This window comes from Bacillus sp. PS237, from assembly GCF_037963345.1.
GTDB lineage: Bacteria > Bacillota > Bacilli > Bacillales > Bacillaceae > Bacillus > Bacillus subtilis.
Map to the genome: position 1 here is coordinate 3,868,834 of NZ_CP150156.1, position 16,410 is coordinate 3,885,243.

Below are 16,410 nucleotides of genomic sequence, written 5' to 3' on the forward strand. Positions count from 1 at the left end.
CCCCCTATTCTCATGCTCCGTCGTCGACGCGGGCATTTTTGTCATTTTCAGCCGGTATTTCTCACTTTTTTCATTTTGATTGTCAACTTTTCATTTGATACGATGAACAAGCCGACTTTTCTTCAGCAAAGGAGGTTTTAATTGCTTGCATAAAGAGATTGCAAAAGAATTACTGCTGCTCGCAGGAGGAAAAAACAATATTATCAGCATCAGCCATTGTACGACCCGTCTTCGTTTTGATGTAAAGGACGAGACGAAAATTGATATACATGCCATTGAGAACCTGCAAGGTGTGCAGGGCACCTTTTTCCGCTATGGGCTTTTCCAGATTATCTTCGGAGCAGGCGTCGTCAACAAAATATATAAAGAAGTCGTTCATGTATGGGAGACCGCGCCTTCTGAAGAGCCTGTCCACCAGAAAAAAGCCAGCCGGAAGCTGAACCCTGCCGCAGCTTTTGCGAAAACACTGTCCGATATTTTTGTGCCGATTATTCCGGCAATAACAGCAAGCGGCCTGCTCATGGGGCTGATCGGCATGATTAAGGTGTTTCATTGGTTCGCTGCCGGCAGCCCATGGATTAAAATGCTCGACCTCGTGTCCAGCACAGCCTTTATTTTACTGCCGATTTTAGTCGGCTTCAGTGCTGCACGGCAATTTGGCAGCAACCCATACCTAGGGGCAGTGATTGCAGGGCTTTTGACGCATCCTGATCTGCTGGACCCGTCTATGCTCGGCAGCAAAACCCCGTCTTCTTTAGACATATGGGGGCTTCATATCCCAATGATGGGCTATCAGGGTTCCATGATACCGATTCTTCTTTCCGTTTTTGTCATGAGCAAAATTGAGAAGCTATTAAAATCGATTGTGCCGAAGTCGCTTGATGTCGTGATCATTCCCTTTATTACGGTCATGGTGACAGGGTGCCTCGCGCTGATTGTGATGAATCCCGCCGCGTCCATCATCGGCCAGATCATGACACAATCGATCGTCTATATTTATGATCACGCCGGCATTGCTGCCGGAGCTCTTTTCGGCGGCATCTACTCCACCATCGTCCTATCTGGATTGCATCATAGCTTTTATGCAATTGAGGCAACGCTGCTTGCTAATCCGCATGTCGGTGTCAACTTTTTAGTGCCGATATGGTCGATGGCGAATGTGGCCCAAGGCGGAGCGGGGCTTGCGGTATTCCTCAAAACGAAACAATCAAGCCTGAAGAAAATTGCGCTCCCCGCTTCTCTGACCGCGTTTTTAGGCATTGTTGAGCCGATTGTATTCGGGGTAAATCTCAAATTGATCCGTCCCTTTATCGGAGCAGCCATCGGCGGTGCTATTGGCGGAGCATACGTGGTTGCGGTACAAGTTGTGGCAAATTCCTACGGACTGACAGGCATTCCGATGATTTCAATCGTGCTGCCGTTTGGCGCCGCTAATTTTGTTCATTATATGATCGGTTTCTTGATCGCAGCCGTCTCTGCTTTTATAGCTACATTGTTTCTCGGGTTTAAAGAAGAGACAGAATAACTGGATTTATTCGATTTCATTCATAAAACGGGGGATGAAAGGACAAAAAAGCTATGAAAATTAAAAGAATCTTAAATCATAATGCTATCGTCGTAAAGGATCAAAATGAAGAGAAGATTCTCTTGGGTGCAGGAATTGCGTTTAACAAAAAGAAGAATGATATTGTCGATCCGTCAAAAATAGAAAAAACCTTTATCAGAAAAGATACACCTGACTATAAGCAGTTCGAAGAGATTTTAGAAACATTGCCTGAAGACCACATTCAGATTTCTGAGCAAATTATCTCTCATGCCGAAAAAGAGCTGAACATCAAAATCAACGAGCGCATTCATGTCGCTTTTTCAGACCATCTTTCTTTTGCAATTGAACGCCTGAGCAATGGGATGGTTATCAAAAATCCGCTGCTGAATGAAATCAAAGTCCTTTATCCAAAGGAGTTCCAGATCGGCTTATGGGCCAGAGCACTGATTAAAGATAAACTGGGGATTCACATTCCTGATGATGAAATCGGCAATATCGCCATGCATATCCACACAGCAAGAAACAATGCCGGCGATATGACACAAACGCTTGATATTACAACAATGATCCGTGATATTATCGAGATTATCGAAATTCAACTGTCTATTAATATCGTTGAAGATACCATCTCTTATGAAAGGCTCGTGACCCATCTCCGCTTTGCCATTCAGCATATCAAAGCAGGCGAATCCATTTACGAGCTGGACGCAGAAATGATTGACATCATTAAAGAGAAGTTTAAGGATGCCTTCCTGTGTGCCCTAAGCATCGGCACCTTTGTGAAGAAGGAATACGGCTTTGAGTTTCCTGAAAAAGAATTGTGCTACATCGCCATGCATATTCAGCGGTTCTACCAACGGTCAGTCGCACGCTGAGACAAACAAAAAACGCTTTTGATCATCTCAAAAGCGTTTTTTTATCTGATTTATTGGTTGATCGCCGGATTCCCAATCGTATTCCACTTCGTATAGGACATGTAATGGAAATACTCATCGCGATACGGATGTTTTGTATTGGAGTTCCAAGGCTTTTCTCCGCCGCAGAAGTGCACGATTGCCGGGTTTTCTCTTGTTTCATTATATTGCTTCCGCCCTAACAGAGTCGATGGGGTTTTCAGCTTTAACATGATATAGGTTTGAGCGTTCCAGCGCGGATGAAGTTCATACCACTGATCATACAAGATCGCATTCAGTGCATCTTGGTCATGCAGCACAAGAAAGTCTTCGTCTGGGTGTTCATTGATAAAGTTGATGACTTTTTCTGTGATGTTTTGCTTTCTCCAAGACTCAAAATCAATAATCATGATACCTGAGTTAAAATACTTCCCTGTATCAGTGACGTTCATTTCTTTCAGGCGTTCATGCTGCCCCGCATCCTCAACAGCGGCTACGGTGTATGGCGCAATGTCTAAGTCCCATAGCTTAGAAATATCCTCTAGGACAAGCGCATCACAATCGATGTAAATCATTCGTTTGATGCTTTCATCCTTAATTAAGTCGGGAATCGAAATGCGGTAATACGCGGCTTTTGTAATATGGCTGCTCTCAACCGCATGTTCATACATGTTGGTATCCACTTCTAAAAACTCAATCGGCACTCCGAATTTCAAAGTGGTTTCTTCCAGTCTTTTTTTGTTATCAGGCTTAATTCCGCCATCAATGACGTATAATTTTACCTCTCTCTCCTGATCCATGTTAGTCAATAAAGAAACGAACATCCCACCTAAATGACGAGCATAATTATCATCTGCGCATGATACGATATGCATGATTTCATCTTTCCTCAATGGTATTCATCTCCCTTTTTGTTGTACAAGTTACATACCCTTTTTCAAAAAAATAAACACGTTCTCCGACATTTTTTTAAACAGAATGTGTGATACAACAAAAAAGGTGTCATTTTTTGAAGATGCGATAAAGCCAATAAAGAATGAAAAAGCTTGCGATTGTGATGGCTTCAGCCGAGACGATATACCACGGCCATGGCCCGAGAACATCTAAGAGAGAGGAACCGCCCGGTTTTTTCGTCAAATACATATAATTCGCGCCAAGCCAGCGATCAATCAGAAAAATACAGACGCCGTACACATTAACAAGCAGGACTGTCACCCATAACGAGCGCTGGCCCATTCTGTAGGTGCCAATCACAGCCATCAGCAGACAGGATAAAAACACAGACCCGTGAGAAATAAAAAAGAGGATATATCGGATATGCGGAAATGAAAACATACCGAGGTCAGGAGTGGCAAGAGCCTGAATCGAACTGCCGATGCCGACAAAAAACAAAAACACAAACAGCTTTCTGCTTTTTGTCACTAACATAATAGCTGACAAATACACCGACAGGTCACTAAGCTGGAGAGGCAATGAAGTGCGCACCGACCACCTGTCCGTGGCGACCATCCATATTTGATAGCCGATTTGCGAACCAAGCAAAAGAAACACAAACAGAGAACGCAAAAACCGGCTGGCCCTCGGCTGCTTGACCTCATCTTGGAACAAAAACAACAGAATGGCCAAAAGGGAGATAATCGCTAACGTCACTACATGCTCTGTCGAAAACAGATGAAACGGATCATGCTTATAGTCGGATTGAACATATTTTTGCAAAACTGCACCCCCGTTTTCGGGTTTTTGTTTATTTTGGCGTTGTTTGGGCTTTTTTTATTCAACCGATATATGGGCTTGAAGTTCACACCAGACTCTGTTAAAATTCGTTTCATAGCTAATGATTCTGATAATTTAAGGCAGGCCTAAAAAATGGAACGTTCACATCAACATCAGCAGCTTCGGAAGGAAGAACACGATACACTTTCTAAGCTCAAACAAATGCCCGTCGAGTCACTCAACCTGGAAGCCATTTCGATCGCTACGAATCTGTATCGGTCTGCACAAAGGCTCCGTGTCAAAATGGAGACTGAGGTTCTTTCTACCTATAACCTTTCTTGGACCGCTTTCTCCATTCTTTATGATCTATGGGTATGGGGAGCGCTCGAAACGAGAAAAATCGCTGAGCTGTCAGGGATATCTACAGCTACAGCAAGCAACGTGATCAAAACGCTCGAAAAAAAGAGTTTTTGCCGTAAAAGCATCGACACAAGAGATCGGCGACTCGTGTTTGTCTCAATCACCGATTCCGGCAAACAAGCGATCGAAGAACTCTACCCGGAGTTTCACAAAGGGGAAACAGAGCTCATTGCGGGAATGACGAAGGACGAACAGAAAATATTGACAGGGCTGCTTAGAAAGGTAGCTGACAATCTTCATACAACATAAGCTTTGACGGGAATCCAGTAGCGGTTTGTCTCCCTGTTTCAGAGAGCCGGCGGTAGGTGCGAGCCGGCGCACAGGCAAACGTGAATTACCTCCCCAAGCTTTCTTTGTGAACCTTAGTAGCAAAGAACGGGAAACCGTTATTCGAATGAGCGGAAGACAATGTCTTCAACCAGGGTGGTACCGCGTGCATTGAGCCACGTCCCTTATTGGGATGGGCTCTTTTTTGTGTTTGTAAAAAAGGAGGAAAAATGATGAGAACATTTGAGCAGCTCACAGCGTCACAACAAAAAGAGGTAGAAAGACAGCTTCAGCTATACATGACAGGCGCCCACGAAGTCATACCGCCGGAGGAATTAAAGGCAAAGCTCGTGAAATCAATTTCCACGGGCACGCCGCTTAAAATTAAGCTCGGATTAGATCCGTCTGCACCGGATGTACATTTGGGCCATACGGTTGTGTTAAATAAGCTTCGCCAATTTCAAGAAAACGGCCACATTGTCCAGCTGTTAATTGGGGATTTCACAGGAAAAATTGGTGATCCGACCGGAAAATCGGCAGCCAGAAAGCAACTGACTGATGAAGAAGTTCAGCACAATGCCAAAACCTACTTTGAGCAATTCGGAAAAGTGCTTGATCCAGAAAAAGTCGAGCTTCACTATAACTCAAAATGGCTGAAAACATTGAATCTAGAAGATGTCATTGAATTAGCAGGGAAAATAACGGTAGCCCGCCTGATGGAGCGCGACGACTTTGAAGAACGCATCGCCATGCAAAAACCAATCTCACTGCATGAATTCTTTTACCCATTGATGCAGGGCTATGATTCTGTCGTTCTCGAAAGTGATATTGAATTAGGCGGAACGGATCAGCATTTCAATGTCCTCATGGGACGGCATTTCCAAGAACGATACAACAAAGAAAAACAAGTCGTCATCCTTATGCCGCTCTTGGAAGGCTTGGATGGCGTCGAGAAAATGTCGAAGTCGAAACACAACTACATTGGCATTAACGAACATCCAAACGACATGTACGGAAAAACGATGTCACTGCCCGACAGCCTGATGAAAAAGTACATCCACTTGGCGACAGACTTAGAGCTTGAAGAGAAAAAACAGCTCGTAAAAGACTTAGAAACCGGCGCCGTTCATCCGCGTGATGCCAAAATGCTTTTAGCCAGAACAATCGTCCGAATGTATCACGGAGAGAAAGCAGCAGAAGCTGCCGAACACTCGTTTAAAACAGTCTTTCAGGAAAACAGCCTGCCGGAAGATATACCGGCCGTAAACTGGAAAGGCGAAAAAACGATAGCGATGATTGATCTGCTCGTCAAGCTAAAGCTCCTCTCTTCGAAGAGCGAGGCGCGCCGCATGATTCAAAACGGAGGTGTACGCATCGACGGAGAGAAAGTAACAGATGTTCACGCCAAAGCAGAGATAAGAGAGAATATGATCATCCAAGTCGGCAAACGCAAGTTTTTAAAGCTCCAATAATCTGATATTCCGAAACGCTTATGACCCTTCATTCATAAGCGTTTTTTTGCAGGTATAAAGCACTGTCTTTTCAAAAACGCTCTCCATCTTGCAGGAAACTCCTTTAGCATCCCGAAATATTCCCCAACCATACATTTAGGGGAGGTTTATTTTTGATGAAAAAGCTTTTGACTGTCATGACGATGGCTGTTTTAACTGCCGGCACACTGCTCTTGCCGGCACAGAGTGTCACCCCTGCCGCGCACGCTGTACAAATATCAAATAGCGAGCGCGAGCTTCCATTCAAAGCAAAACATGCGTACTCTACCATTTCTCAGCTAAGTGAAGCAATCGGCCCCAGAATAGCCGGAACTGCAGCTGAAAAAAAGAGTGCCCTATTGATCGCCTCATCAATGAGAAAATTAAAGCTTGATGTGAAGGTTCAACGATTCAACATTCCTGACCGGCTTGAGGGTACACTGTCTTCAGCAGGACGCGATATTCTTCTCCAAGCGGCGTCGGGCTCAGCTCCGACTGAGGAACAAGGGCTGACGGCCCCGCTTTACAATGCGGGATTGGGCTATCAAAAGGACTTTACCGCTGACGCCAAGGGCAAAATCGCCTTGATTTCCAGAGGAGACCTGACTTATTACGAGAAAGCCAAAAATGCCGAAGCCGCCGGAGCGAAAGCTGTCATCATTTATAACAACAAAGAAAGCCTCGTGCCTATGACGCCAAACCTGTCGGGAAATAAAGTCGGCATTCCGGTCGTCGGCATTAAGAAAGAAGACGGCGAAGCACTTACCCAGCAAAAAGAAGCCACCTTAAAACTAAAAGCATTCACAAACCAAACCTCCCAGAATATCATCGGAATCAAAAAACCAAAGAACATCAAACATCCAGACATTGTGTACGTGACCGCCCATTACGACAGTGTTCCTTTTTCGCCCGGAGCAAATGACAACGGCTCAGGTACCTCTGTTATGCTGGAGATGGCGCGTGTCTTAAAAAGCGTTCCATCTGATAAAGAAATCCGCTTTATCGCTTTCGGCGCCGAAGAGCTCGGCCTGCTCGGCTCCTCTCACTATGTAGATCATCTATCGGAAAAAGAGCTGAAACGAAGCGAAGTGAACTTCAACTTAGATATGGTAGGCACAAGCTGGGAAAAAGCGTCTGAGCTGTATGTCAACACATTGGATGGCCAATCTAACTATGTTTGGGAATCCAGCCGTACGGCTGCTGAAAAAATTGGGTTTGACAGCCTGTCTCTGACACAGGGAGGATCATCTGATCATGTGCCATTCCACGAAGCCGGCATTGATTCCGCTAACTTTATTTGGGGAGACCCGGAAACAGAAGAAGTTGAGCCGTGGTATCATACCCCTGAAGACTCGATCGAACATATCAGCAAAGAACGCCTCCAGCAAGCAGGCGATCTTGTGACAGCCGCTGTCTATGAGGCTGTGAAAAAAGAGAAGAAACCGAAAACCATTAAGAAACAAATGAAGGCGAAAGCATCTGACATTTTTGAAGATATCAAATAAAAAAAGACGGCACTTGGGTGCCGTCTTTTTTAATCCACTTCTTTCTTAATCCCCAGCATTTTCTCATCTAGGTAATGGGCAATCTCCGCGGCTTCTTTCAGCTCATCTGTTAATTGCTTAGGAACGTCATTGTTCAATTTATAATAAATTTTATGTTCAAGGCTCGCCCAGAAATCCATCGCGATTGTCCGGATTTGAATTTCTGCTTTGACGTATTCCACACGGTTCGTTAAATTCACAGGCATCTCAATGATTAAATGCAGGCTTCGATAGCCATTCGGTTTGGGTGTCTGGATATAATCCTTTACCTTTACGATTCTCAAATCTTCATGCTGCTTCAACACATTCACGACATTATAAATGTCAGAAATAAAGGAACAGATGATGCGCACGCCGGCAATGTCGTGAATATGCTCCTTCATTTCCTTCGTCGTAATCTCACAGCCCTTTCTCATTAACTTATTCACGATGCTTTCAAAGCTTTTTACACGGGATTTTGTATGTTCAATCGGGTTGTGTCCGTGAATGAGGTTATATTCCTGGCTGATAATTGAGAACTTTGTATCGAGCGCATCTAGCGCAAATTTATAAACTAATAACTCATTTTTCCAATCTTCCATTACTGTTTTTAAATCGTCCATATGTGTTACAGATAAATCCATGTTCGTCATCTCCTTTAACGGAACTTTATCCGCTGTCCATGTACTAGACGTCCCTGTCTGCTGCAAGGTTCTATGAATTTTTTTACAAAATGCGGTCGATTGTAACAAAAAAAGACCGCATGAAACGAGCGGTCTTTTTTATTATCGGAAATAGCTGATCAATAATCCGATCGAGAGCAGGAATCCGAAAAATGTATTTGTTTGGGCTGTTGATTTCATTGCGACAATCATATTCATCGGCATTTCGTTCTGGACGAAGCCCTTCACTGCCTGAACCGGCTTAGGCACGCTCAAAAAGACGACAAACAGCCATGGGCTTGCGGCACCGGTAATAACCAAGCCGACAACCCAGATATAAGCGACGGCAAACGACGCAGCTAACAGAGTAACAGCTCCCTTATGCCCCATCAAAATCGCCAATGTTTTGCGTCCGCCTTTTTTGTCCTCTTCAATATCACGAATGTTGTTCGACAGGTTAATCGCGCCGACAAGAATCGCAATCGGGATGGAAATCAAAATGCTCTGCATATTGATCTTATCTGTCTGAATGAAAAACGAAATCAGCACAAACACCGAACCCATGCAAATGCCTGAGAATAATTCACCGAACGGCGTGTACGCAATCGGCAGCGGCCCGCCTGTATACAGGTAGCCGATCGCCATGCCGACAAGGCCGATCAGCGCAAGCCACCAGCTGCTGCTGGCACAAATATAGACACCGAGCAAAATGGCAATCCCGTATGAGGCAAGAGCTAATTGCAAAATCGTTTTAGGCTTCATTCCGTGGCGTACAATGGCCCCTCCGATTCCGACTGATTCTGCTGTATCTAATCCGCGTTTAAAATCATAGTATTCATTAAATAAGTTCGTCGCGATCTGGATCCATAGGCAAGAAAACAGCATAGCCAAAAACAGCAGCAGATCAACCTTCACATAAAACATCGCCAAAACGGTTCCGAGCAGCACAGGCACAAACGATGCGGTTAACGTATGAGGACGGGTTAACTGCCAAAGGATCTGCCCCATGCTTTCTTTTTGCGGCGCTGTCTGACCCTCACCCTTATTTGTTTGGTTCATCTTCCTCTTCCTTTCTATTAAAAGGCTTACTTTTTTTCAGCCGGCAGCTTAATAAAAAACTCCTTTTGCTTCCTTATCTATCATAATGACTTCTCCCTTATTTCACAAGATACCGCAAGAAGGCGTTTTCTTTCTTATTATACGCTTCTCGCCCTGATTTCATTAGGTTTCTGCTTTCACTTGAACGAACAGGTACAGAAAAATTTTTTTAAGTACATTACACTTTTTAAAAGTTAAAAAGATCTTTTGACTCCAGGTATCTTTTCCTTTATTATGAATCAGCTCGAAACATTCCATTCTTGCCCTTGCAGGTATAAAGATTCATTTTCAAAAACATACGCCGATATATTAATTTGAGGGAGATTAGGGAAAAAATGAAACTTTTTGAGCATCTGATCGTCAAATAATCATGTGATTGTCGAAAAAACGGGAAGGGAATTTTTGATATGCTGCAATTAATGAAACAGCTGTATGAAAAACCCGCTGTCAAGTGGACATGTCATACAGGCTTTTATTTGATGATACTGCTTGTTTTGTTTTTTATGTATGGTTTTCACACCGCGAATACCGGTTCATATATTTATAACGATTTCTAATTGGAGAGAGAATAACTATGAAACTTTTACATGCTATTCAAACACATGCGGAAACTTATCCGCAAACCGATGCCTTCCGCTCTCAAGGCCAGTCGCTCACGTATCAGGAATTATGGGAGCAGTCTGACCGCGCGGCTGCCGCGATCCAAAAACGCATTTCTGGGGAAAAGAAATCTCCTATCCTTGTGTACGGCCACATGGAGCCGCACATGATCGTTTCCTTCTTGGGAAGTGTCAAAGCGGGACATCCTTATATTCCGGTTGACCTGTCTATTCCGTCCGAACGGATTGCGAAAATTATCGAAAGCTCTGGAGCAGAATTGCTGATCCATGCAGCAGGACTCTCAATTGATGCAGTCGGCCAGCAGATTCAGACAGTTTCTGCGGAAGAACTGCTGGAAAACGAAGGCGGCTCTGTCAGCCAAGATCAATGGGTCAAAGAACACGAAACGTTTTATATCATTTACACTTCCGGGAGCACAGGAAATCCGAAAGGCGTGCAGATTTCCGCTGCGAACCTTCAAAGCTTCACAGACTGGATTTGTGCAGACTTTCCAGTCAGCGGAGGAAAAATATTTTTAAACCAAGCGCCGTTCTCATTTGATTTGTCTGTCATGGACCTATATCCGTGCCTTCAATCAGGCGGGACTTTACATTGCGTGACAAAGGATGCTGTGAATAAGCCGAAAGTCTTATTTGAAGAGCTGAAGAAGTCCGGGCTGAATGTGTGGACATCAACACCTTCCTTTGTGCAAATGTGCCTGATGGATCCGGGTTTTTCACAGGATCTGCTGCCTCATGCGGACACATTTATGTTTTGCGGAGAGGTTCTTCCGGTTTCTGTGGCCAAAGCGCTGCTTGAGCGTTTTCCGAAAGCGAAGATTTTTAATACGTACGGCCCGACTGAAGCGACAGTGGCTGTCACATCGGTTGAAATTACGAATGACGTCATCAGCCGCAGCGAATCGCTTCCAGTGGGCTTCGCCAAACCAGATATGAACATTTTCATTATGGATGAAGAGGGACAGCCGCTTCCTGAGGGAGAAAAAGGAGAAATCGTCATTGCAGGGCCGAGTGTAAGCCGAGGCTACCTTGGTGAGCCAGAGCTGACGGAAAAAGCGTTTTTCTCTCATGAAGGCCAGTGGGCATACCGAACTGGCGATGCCGGCTTTATTCAAGACGGTCAGATTTTCTGCCAAGGACGTTTGGATTTTCAGATTAAACTTCACGGCTATCGAATGGAGCTGGAGGAAATCGAGTTCCATGTCAGACAGTCACAGTACGTTCGTTCTGCTGTCGTGATTCCTTATCAGCCAAACGGAACAGTTGAGTATCTGATCGCTGCTATTGTGCCTGAGGAGCATGAGTTCGAGAAGGAATTCCAGCTGACAAGCGCTATTAAAAAAGAGCTTGCCGCTTCTCTTCCGGCATATATGATCCCGAGAAAATTTATCTATCAGGATCACATTCAAATGACGGCTAACGGCAAAATTGACCGAAAACGCATTGGCGAAGAGGTTCTTGTATGACGCCTTACAGCTCGTTTTTATTCTTTATACTGCTTGGCATTCTTCTTCTGCCGACGATCATTCTCGGCTTAAACGGAAAAAGATTTCAAGCATACAACATGTTCATATCTATCATTATATTGGCTTTAATTTTTTCGCACGACTTACACGGGGTCATCGCGCTGTGCCTGTTTACAATATGGCAGGTGCTCCTGATCAGCGGCTATCTGGCATACCGGCAGAAAGCGAACAGCGGCTTTGTCTTTTGCGGAGCTGTTATCGCGTCTATTCTGCCTTTATTTCTGTCAAAAATATGGCCGTTTCTTTCACACCCGCAGCCGCATCATCCGCCGCATAACCTGATCAGCTTTTTAGGGATTTCATATTTAACCTTTAAAGGCGTTCAGCTGATTATGGAAGCAAGAGACGGACTGCTGAAAGAACAGCTGCCATTGCACCGTCTGCTGTATTTCATCCTGTTTTTCCCGACGATTTCCTCCGGCCCGATCGACAGATACCGCCGGTTCGTCAAGGATGAACAGAAGGCTTGGACGAAAGAAGAATACGCCGACCTGCTGTATACGGGAATCCATAAAATCTTCATCGGTTTCCTGTATAAATTTATTATCGGCTACGCGATCAATACGTACTTCATCATGAATCTTCCCGCAATCACGCACAATAAGATTCTTGGGAACCTGCTGTACATGTACGGCTACAGCATGTATTTATTCTTTGATTTCGCCGGCTACACGATGTTTGCCGTCGGGGTCAGCTACATTATGGGCATTAAATCACCAGAAAACTTTAATAAACCGTTTATCAGTAAAAATATTAAAGATTTCTGGAATCGCTGGCATATGTCTCTGTCATTTTGGTTCAGAGATTATGTGTTTATGAGATTCGTATTTTGGATGACTAAGAAAAAGTGGATCAAAAACCGTATGGCCGTCTCAAACATCGGGTATTTCCTGCTGTTTATGCTGATGGGGGTTTGGCACGGGCTCGCGCCGCAATATATCATTTACGGCCTCTATCACGCCGTTCTGATGACGTGTTACAACTTTTTCGAGAAGTGGAATAAGAAATATAAATGGCTGCCGTCCAACCGCTGGACAACCATTCTCGCTATTGTGATCACATTCCATTTCGTTTGCTTCGGGTTTTATATTTTCTCAGGAAAACCATTTCATCACCACCATTAAAGGAGATTAGAAAGCTATGGATTTTAAACAAGAGGTATTAGACGTTTTAGCAGAGGTTTGCCAGGATGACATCGTAAAGGAAAATCCTGATATTGAAATTTTTGAAGAAGGTTTGCTTGATTCTTTTGGAACAGTAGAATTGCTGCTTGCGATTGAAAACCGTTTTGATATTTTAGTGCCGATCACTGAATTTGACCGGGACGTTTGGAATACACCTAACAACATTGTAAATCAGCTGTCTGAGTTGAAATAATGAAAAAGCGTTTTTTCGGTCCAATTATTTTGGCGTTTATTCTATTCGCAGGCGCCATCGCAATTCCATCTTCATGGCTGACAGGCTTCATCACCGATAAGCGTGTGAAAGAGTCAGCAACAGCCTTGAATCCGAGTATGTTTCAAGGGCTATATTTACAAGATCAGATGCTCAAAGATCCGACATATCTTCCGATTTACGGGTCTTCTGAGCTTTCTCGGCTGGACGAGTTCCACCCATCTAATTATTTTCAGGTAAACAATGAGGGATTCACGCCATACCTTGTCGGCAAAGGCGGATCCCAGTCATTGATTCATTCTTTAAACTTCGCTGCCCACATGGATCAGCTGAAGGGCAAAAAAATCGTATTCATCGTGTCTCCGCAATGGTTTATTAAGCGCGGGTCTGATGAACAGCATTTCGCGCCGAACTATTCTGCGCTGCAAGGGCTTGATTTGGCATTTAACGATCAGATCGATCCTGAAATTAAAAAGAAAATGATGAAACGCATGCTTCGCTTTAAGGCTGTGCAAAACGATGCCATTCTTTCTGAGCTGTACAAAGCAATGGTAAACGGTCAGACGTGGAAAGTGAACGCGCTGAAGCCGGCGGCGAAAGTGTATTACAGCATGCTGGAAAAGAAAGATCTGTATTATTCAACGACAGAATCATCCGGGCCAAAGCGCTATATCTCGCAGTCAGTAAAGGATAAGTCATGGTCTGAATTGAATAAACTAGCGGATCAATCGGGCAAACGCCACTCCGGTTCTAACGATTTTCACATCGACAACCCTGTCTATAAAAAGCTGAAGCCGAAAGTGCCTAAGCTGAAAGGGAAAAACAAAGGAAGATCGTATGCGGTGTCACCGGAATATGGCGACTTTGAAATGATGCTCGATATCCTGAAGGATGCGGGCGCAGAGCCTATGTTTGTCACCATTCCTGTTAACGGGAAATGGTACGATTACACGGGCTTCCCGAAAAAAGGACGCACTGACTATTACAAAAAGGTAAATAAACAAATCAGAGCGAAGGGCTTCCAGGTTGCTGATTTCTCAGGGCATGAATATGACCCGTATTTCATGAAAGACACCATTCACATCGGCTGGAAAGGCTGGGTGTATGTCGATAAAGCAATTGACGAATTTTATAAAACCGGAAAAGTCACTTCATCCTGAGCATCTCATAGGACGCGGCTGCATATTTCCTGCTAAGATTTGTAATAGTAAAGGAATCACAGCCAACTTAATTAAGAGGTGTTACATCCAATGAAGATGACAAATAATACGGTTTTAATCACAGGGGGTTCTGCTGGCATCGGGCTTGAACTGGCCAAGCGCCTGCTGGAACTTGGCAATGAAGTTATCATTTGCGGACGCAGCGAAGCACGTCTTGCAGAAGCGAAGCAGCAGCTCCCAAACATCCATACAAAGCAATGTGATGTTGCAGACCGTTCGCAGCGGGAAGCATTGTATGAATGGGCTTTAAAGGAATATCCGAACTTGAATGTTCTCGTCAACAACGCCGGCATTCAAAAGGAAATTGACTTTAAAAAAGGGACAGAGGAGCTTTTTGTGGACGGTGATGAAATTGAACTTAATTTCCAAGCGCCTGTCCATTTATCCGCCCTTTTCACACCTCATTTGATGAAGCAGCCCGAGGCGGCAATCGTTCAGGTCACATCCGGGCTTGCGTTTAACCCGTTAGCTGTTTATCCGGTGTACTGCGCAACAAAAGCGGCACTTCACTCGTTCTCGCTTACGCTCAGACACCAGCTCCGCGACACGAGCGTGGAAGTGATTGAAATGGCACCGCCTATGGTGGACACGGGCTTAAACCAAAAATCACGCGATAAACAAGGCCTGACGTACCGGGGCATTTCATCTGAAGAATATGTTCAATATTTCTTGGACGGCTTGAAGGAAGGCAAACAGGAGATTACAAATGAACGTGTTGAAGGTCTTCGGGATGCCACTCGCGCCGATTATGACAGGTTATTCGAGCAAATGAACACGCAGGAGAATTAATTTCTCCTGCTTTTTTCATATGAATTTCTTACAAATTTGAGCAAACCTATTGCGATTATTTGTTGAAGGTATACAATAGAATATAATTATTTTCAAATAAGTTTGATAATATAAACAATTTAACAGCAGGGAGATTGACCATGACTAAACAAACAATTCGCGTTGAATTGACATCAACAAAAAAACCGAAACCAGACCCAAATCAGCTTTCGTTCGGAAGAGTGTTTACAGACCACATGTTTGTAATGGACTATGCCGCAGATAAAGGTTGGTACGATCCAAGAATCATTCCTTATCAACCCTTATCAATGGATCCGGCTGCAATGGTCTATCACTACGGCCAAACCGTGTTTGAAGGGTTAAAGGCTTACGTGTCAGAGGATGACCATGTTCTGCTTTTCAGACCGGAAAAAAATATGGAACGCCTGAATCAATCAAACGACCGCCTCTGCATCCCGCAAATTGATGAAGAACAGGTTCTTGAAGGCTTAAAGCAGCTTGTCGCAATTGATAAAGACTGGATTCCAAATGCGGAGGGCACGTCCCTTTACATCCGTCCGTTCATCATCGCAACCGAGCCTTTCCTTGGTGTTGCGGCATCTCATACGTATAAGCTCTTGATCATTCTTTCTCCGGTCGGCTCTTATTACAAAGAAGGCATTAAGCCGGTCAAAATCGCTGTTGAAAGTGAATTTGTCCGTGCGGTAAAAGGCGGAACAGGAAATGCCAAAACCGCAGGAAACTATGCTTCAAGCTTAAAAGCGCAGCAGGTAGCCGAAGAGAAAGGATTTTCTCAAGTACTCTGGCTGGACGGCATTGAGAAGAAATACATCGAAGAAGTCGGAAGCATGAACATCTTCTTCAAAATCAACGGTGAAATCGTAACACCGATGCTGAACGGGAGCATCCTGGAAGGCATTACGCGCAATTCAGTCATCGCCTTGCTTAAGCATTGGGGCCTTCAAGTTTCAGAACGAAAAATTGCGATCGATGAGGTCATCCAAGCCCATAAAGACGGCATCCTGGAAGAAGCCTTCGGAACAGGTACAGCAGCTGTTATTTCCCCAGTCGGCGAGCTGATCTGGCAGGATGAAACACTTTCGATCAACAACGGTGAAACAGGAGAAATCGCAAAAAAACTATATGACACGATTACAGGCATTCAAAAAGGCGCTGTCGCAGACGAATTCGGATGGACGACCGAAGTCGCAGCGCTGACTGAAAGCAAGTAAGAAAAAAGCCGGCCCA

At 44.4% G+C, this 16,410-nt stretch carries 17 protein-coding genes and 1 other annotated feature; of the genes, 12 read left to right on the plus strand and 5 right to left on the minus strand.

The features are described from left to right. Positions 1 to 145: 145 nt before the first annotated feature. Positions 146 to 1,525: a SacY negative regulator SacX gene (gene sacX, locus NST22_RS20080; RefSeq protein WP_003243800.1), complete on the plus strand. Its 1,380-nt coding sequence runs from the start codon at positions 146 to 148 to the stop codon at positions 1,523 to 1,525. A 53-nt stretch (positions 1,526 to 1,578) separates the two neighbouring features. Further along, on the plus strand, positions 1,579 to 2,421 hold the full coding sequence (gene sacY, locus NST22_RS20085) for a transcription antiterminator SacY (RefSeq protein ID WP_003244589.1): 843 nt from the start codon (positions 1,579 to 1,581) through the stop codon (positions 2,419 to 2,421). 50 nt (positions 2,422 to 2,471) lie between these two features. Here the strand turns inward: sacY and NST22_RS20090 are convergent, their stop codons facing one another. Both NST22_RS20090 and NST22_RS20095 read right to left on the minus strand, forming a co-directional pair. Then, positions 2,472 to 3,332 (minus strand): glycosyltransferase family 8 protein, encoded by an 861-nt coding sequence (locus NST22_RS20090; RefSeq protein ID WP_003242748.1) that lies wholly within the window; start codon positions 3,330 to 3,332, stop codon positions 2,472 to 2,474. A 109-nt stretch (positions 3,333 to 3,441) separates the two neighbouring features. Beyond that, positions 3,442 to 4,155: a TIGR02206 family membrane protein gene (locus tag NST22_RS20095; protein ID WP_003242863.1), complete on the minus strand. Its 714-nt coding sequence runs from the start codon at positions 4,153 to 4,155 to the stop codon at positions 3,442 to 3,444. Between the two features lie 150 nt (positions 4,156 to 4,305). Here NST22_RS20095 and ywaE point away from each other — a divergent pair, with 150 nt between their 5' ends. From ywaE to ywaD, 3 genes are all read left to right on the plus strand, one after another. Next, positions 4,306 to 4,821, plus strand: coding sequence for a tyrZ transcriptional regulator YwaE (ywaE, locus tag NST22_RS20100; protein WP_003243598.1), 516 nt, complete (start codon positions 4,306 to 4,308; stop codon positions 4,819 to 4,821). Further along, positions 4,816 to 5,028, plus strand: a binding site (T-box leader). Its footprint overlaps the gene before it by 6 nt. A gap of 41 nt (positions 5,029 to 5,069) precedes the next feature. Next, positions 5,070 to 6,311 carry a tyrosine--tRNA ligase gene (gene tyrS / locus NST22_RS20105; RefSeq protein ID WP_010886638.1) on the plus strand — a complete coding sequence of 414 codons (1,242 nt, stop codon included), beginning with the start codon at positions 5,070 to 5,072 and terminating at the stop codon, positions 6,309 to 6,311. Positions 6,312 to 6,466: 155 nt separating this feature from the next. After that, positions 6,467 to 7,834: an aminopeptidase YwaD gene (ywaD, locus tag NST22_RS20110; RefSeq protein WP_003242515.1), complete on the plus strand. Its 1,368-nt coding sequence runs from the start codon at positions 6,467 to 6,469 to the stop codon at positions 7,832 to 7,834. A gap of 29 nt (positions 7,835 to 7,863) precedes the next feature. Here ywaD and ywaC read toward each other — a convergent pair whose 3' ends face one another. From ywaC to NST22_RS20125, 3 genes are all read right to left on the minus strand, one after another. Then, positions 7,864 to 8,496, minus strand: a complete 633-nt coding sequence (gene ywaC / locus NST22_RS20115) for a GTP pyrophosphokinase YwaC (RefSeq protein WP_003244564.1) — start codon at positions 8,494 to 8,496, stop codon at positions 7,864 to 7,866. A 141-nt stretch (positions 8,497 to 8,637) separates the two neighbouring features. Further along, entirely contained in the window at positions 8,638 to 9,573 is a 936-nt protein-coding gene (locus NST22_RS20120) for a 1,4-dihydroxy-2-naphthoate polyprenyltransferase (protein ID WP_009968370.1), read from the minus strand. A 162-nt stretch (positions 9,574 to 9,735) separates the two neighbouring features. Continuing rightward, a complete protein-coding gene (locus tag NST22_RS20125) occupies positions 9,736 to 9,870 on the minus strand; it encodes a hypothetical protein (protein ID WP_003227332.1) in 135 nt (44 codons plus the stop codon). A 149-nt stretch (positions 9,871 to 10,019) separates the two neighbouring features. Between NST22_RS20125 and NST22_RS20130 the strand changes: the two genes are divergently transcribed. From NST22_RS20130 to NST22_RS20160, 7 genes are all read left to right on the plus strand, one after another. Next, complete coding sequence (locus NST22_RS20130) at positions 10,020 to 10,169, plus strand: teichoic acid D-Ala incorporation-associated protein DltX (RefSeq protein WP_003227330.1); 150 nt, start codon at positions 10,020 to 10,022, stop codon at positions 10,167 to 10,169. 17 nt (positions 10,170 to 10,186) lie between these two features. Continuing rightward, a complete protein-coding gene (dltA, locus tag NST22_RS20135) occupies positions 10,187 to 11,698 on the plus strand; it encodes a D-alanine--poly(phosphoribitol) ligase subunit DltA (RefSeq protein ID WP_003242511.1) in 1,512 nt (503 codons plus the stop codon). After that, positions 11,695 to 12,882, plus strand: a complete 1,188-nt coding sequence (gene dltB, locus NST22_RS20140; protein ID WP_003227327.1) for a D-alanyl-lipoteichoic acid biosynthesis protein DltB — start codon at positions 11,695 to 11,697, stop codon at positions 12,880 to 12,882. Before dltA ends, dltB begins: the two co-directional genes overlap by 4 nt. Before the next feature lie 16 nt (positions 12,883 to 12,898). Then, complete coding sequence (gene dltC, locus NST22_RS20145) at positions 12,899 to 13,135, plus strand: D-alanine--poly(phosphoribitol) ligase subunit DltC (protein ID WP_003227325.1); 237 nt, start codon at positions 12,899 to 12,901, stop codon at positions 13,133 to 13,135. Then, complete coding sequence (dltD, locus tag NST22_RS20150; RefSeq protein ID WP_003227323.1) at positions 13,135 to 14,313, plus strand: D-alanyl-lipoteichoic acid biosynthesis protein DltD; 1,179 nt, start codon at positions 13,135 to 13,137, stop codon at positions 14,311 to 14,313. The genes dltC and dltD overlap by 1 nt, the downstream gene beginning before the upstream one ends. Before the next feature lie 90 nt (positions 14,314 to 14,403). Continuing rightward, positions 14,404 to 15,162, plus strand: coding sequence for an SDR family oxidoreductase (locus NST22_RS20155; RefSeq protein WP_003242574.1), 759 nt, complete (start codon positions 14,404 to 14,406; stop codon positions 15,160 to 15,162). A 140-nt stretch (positions 15,163 to 15,302) separates the two neighbouring features. Then, positions 15,303 to 16,394: a branched-chain amino acid aminotransferase gene (locus NST22_RS20160; RefSeq protein ID WP_003244231.1), complete on the plus strand. Its 1,092-nt coding sequence runs from the start codon at positions 15,303 to 15,305 to the stop codon at positions 16,392 to 16,394. The last annotated feature ends 16 nt before the right edge of the window (positions 16,395 to 16,410 follow it).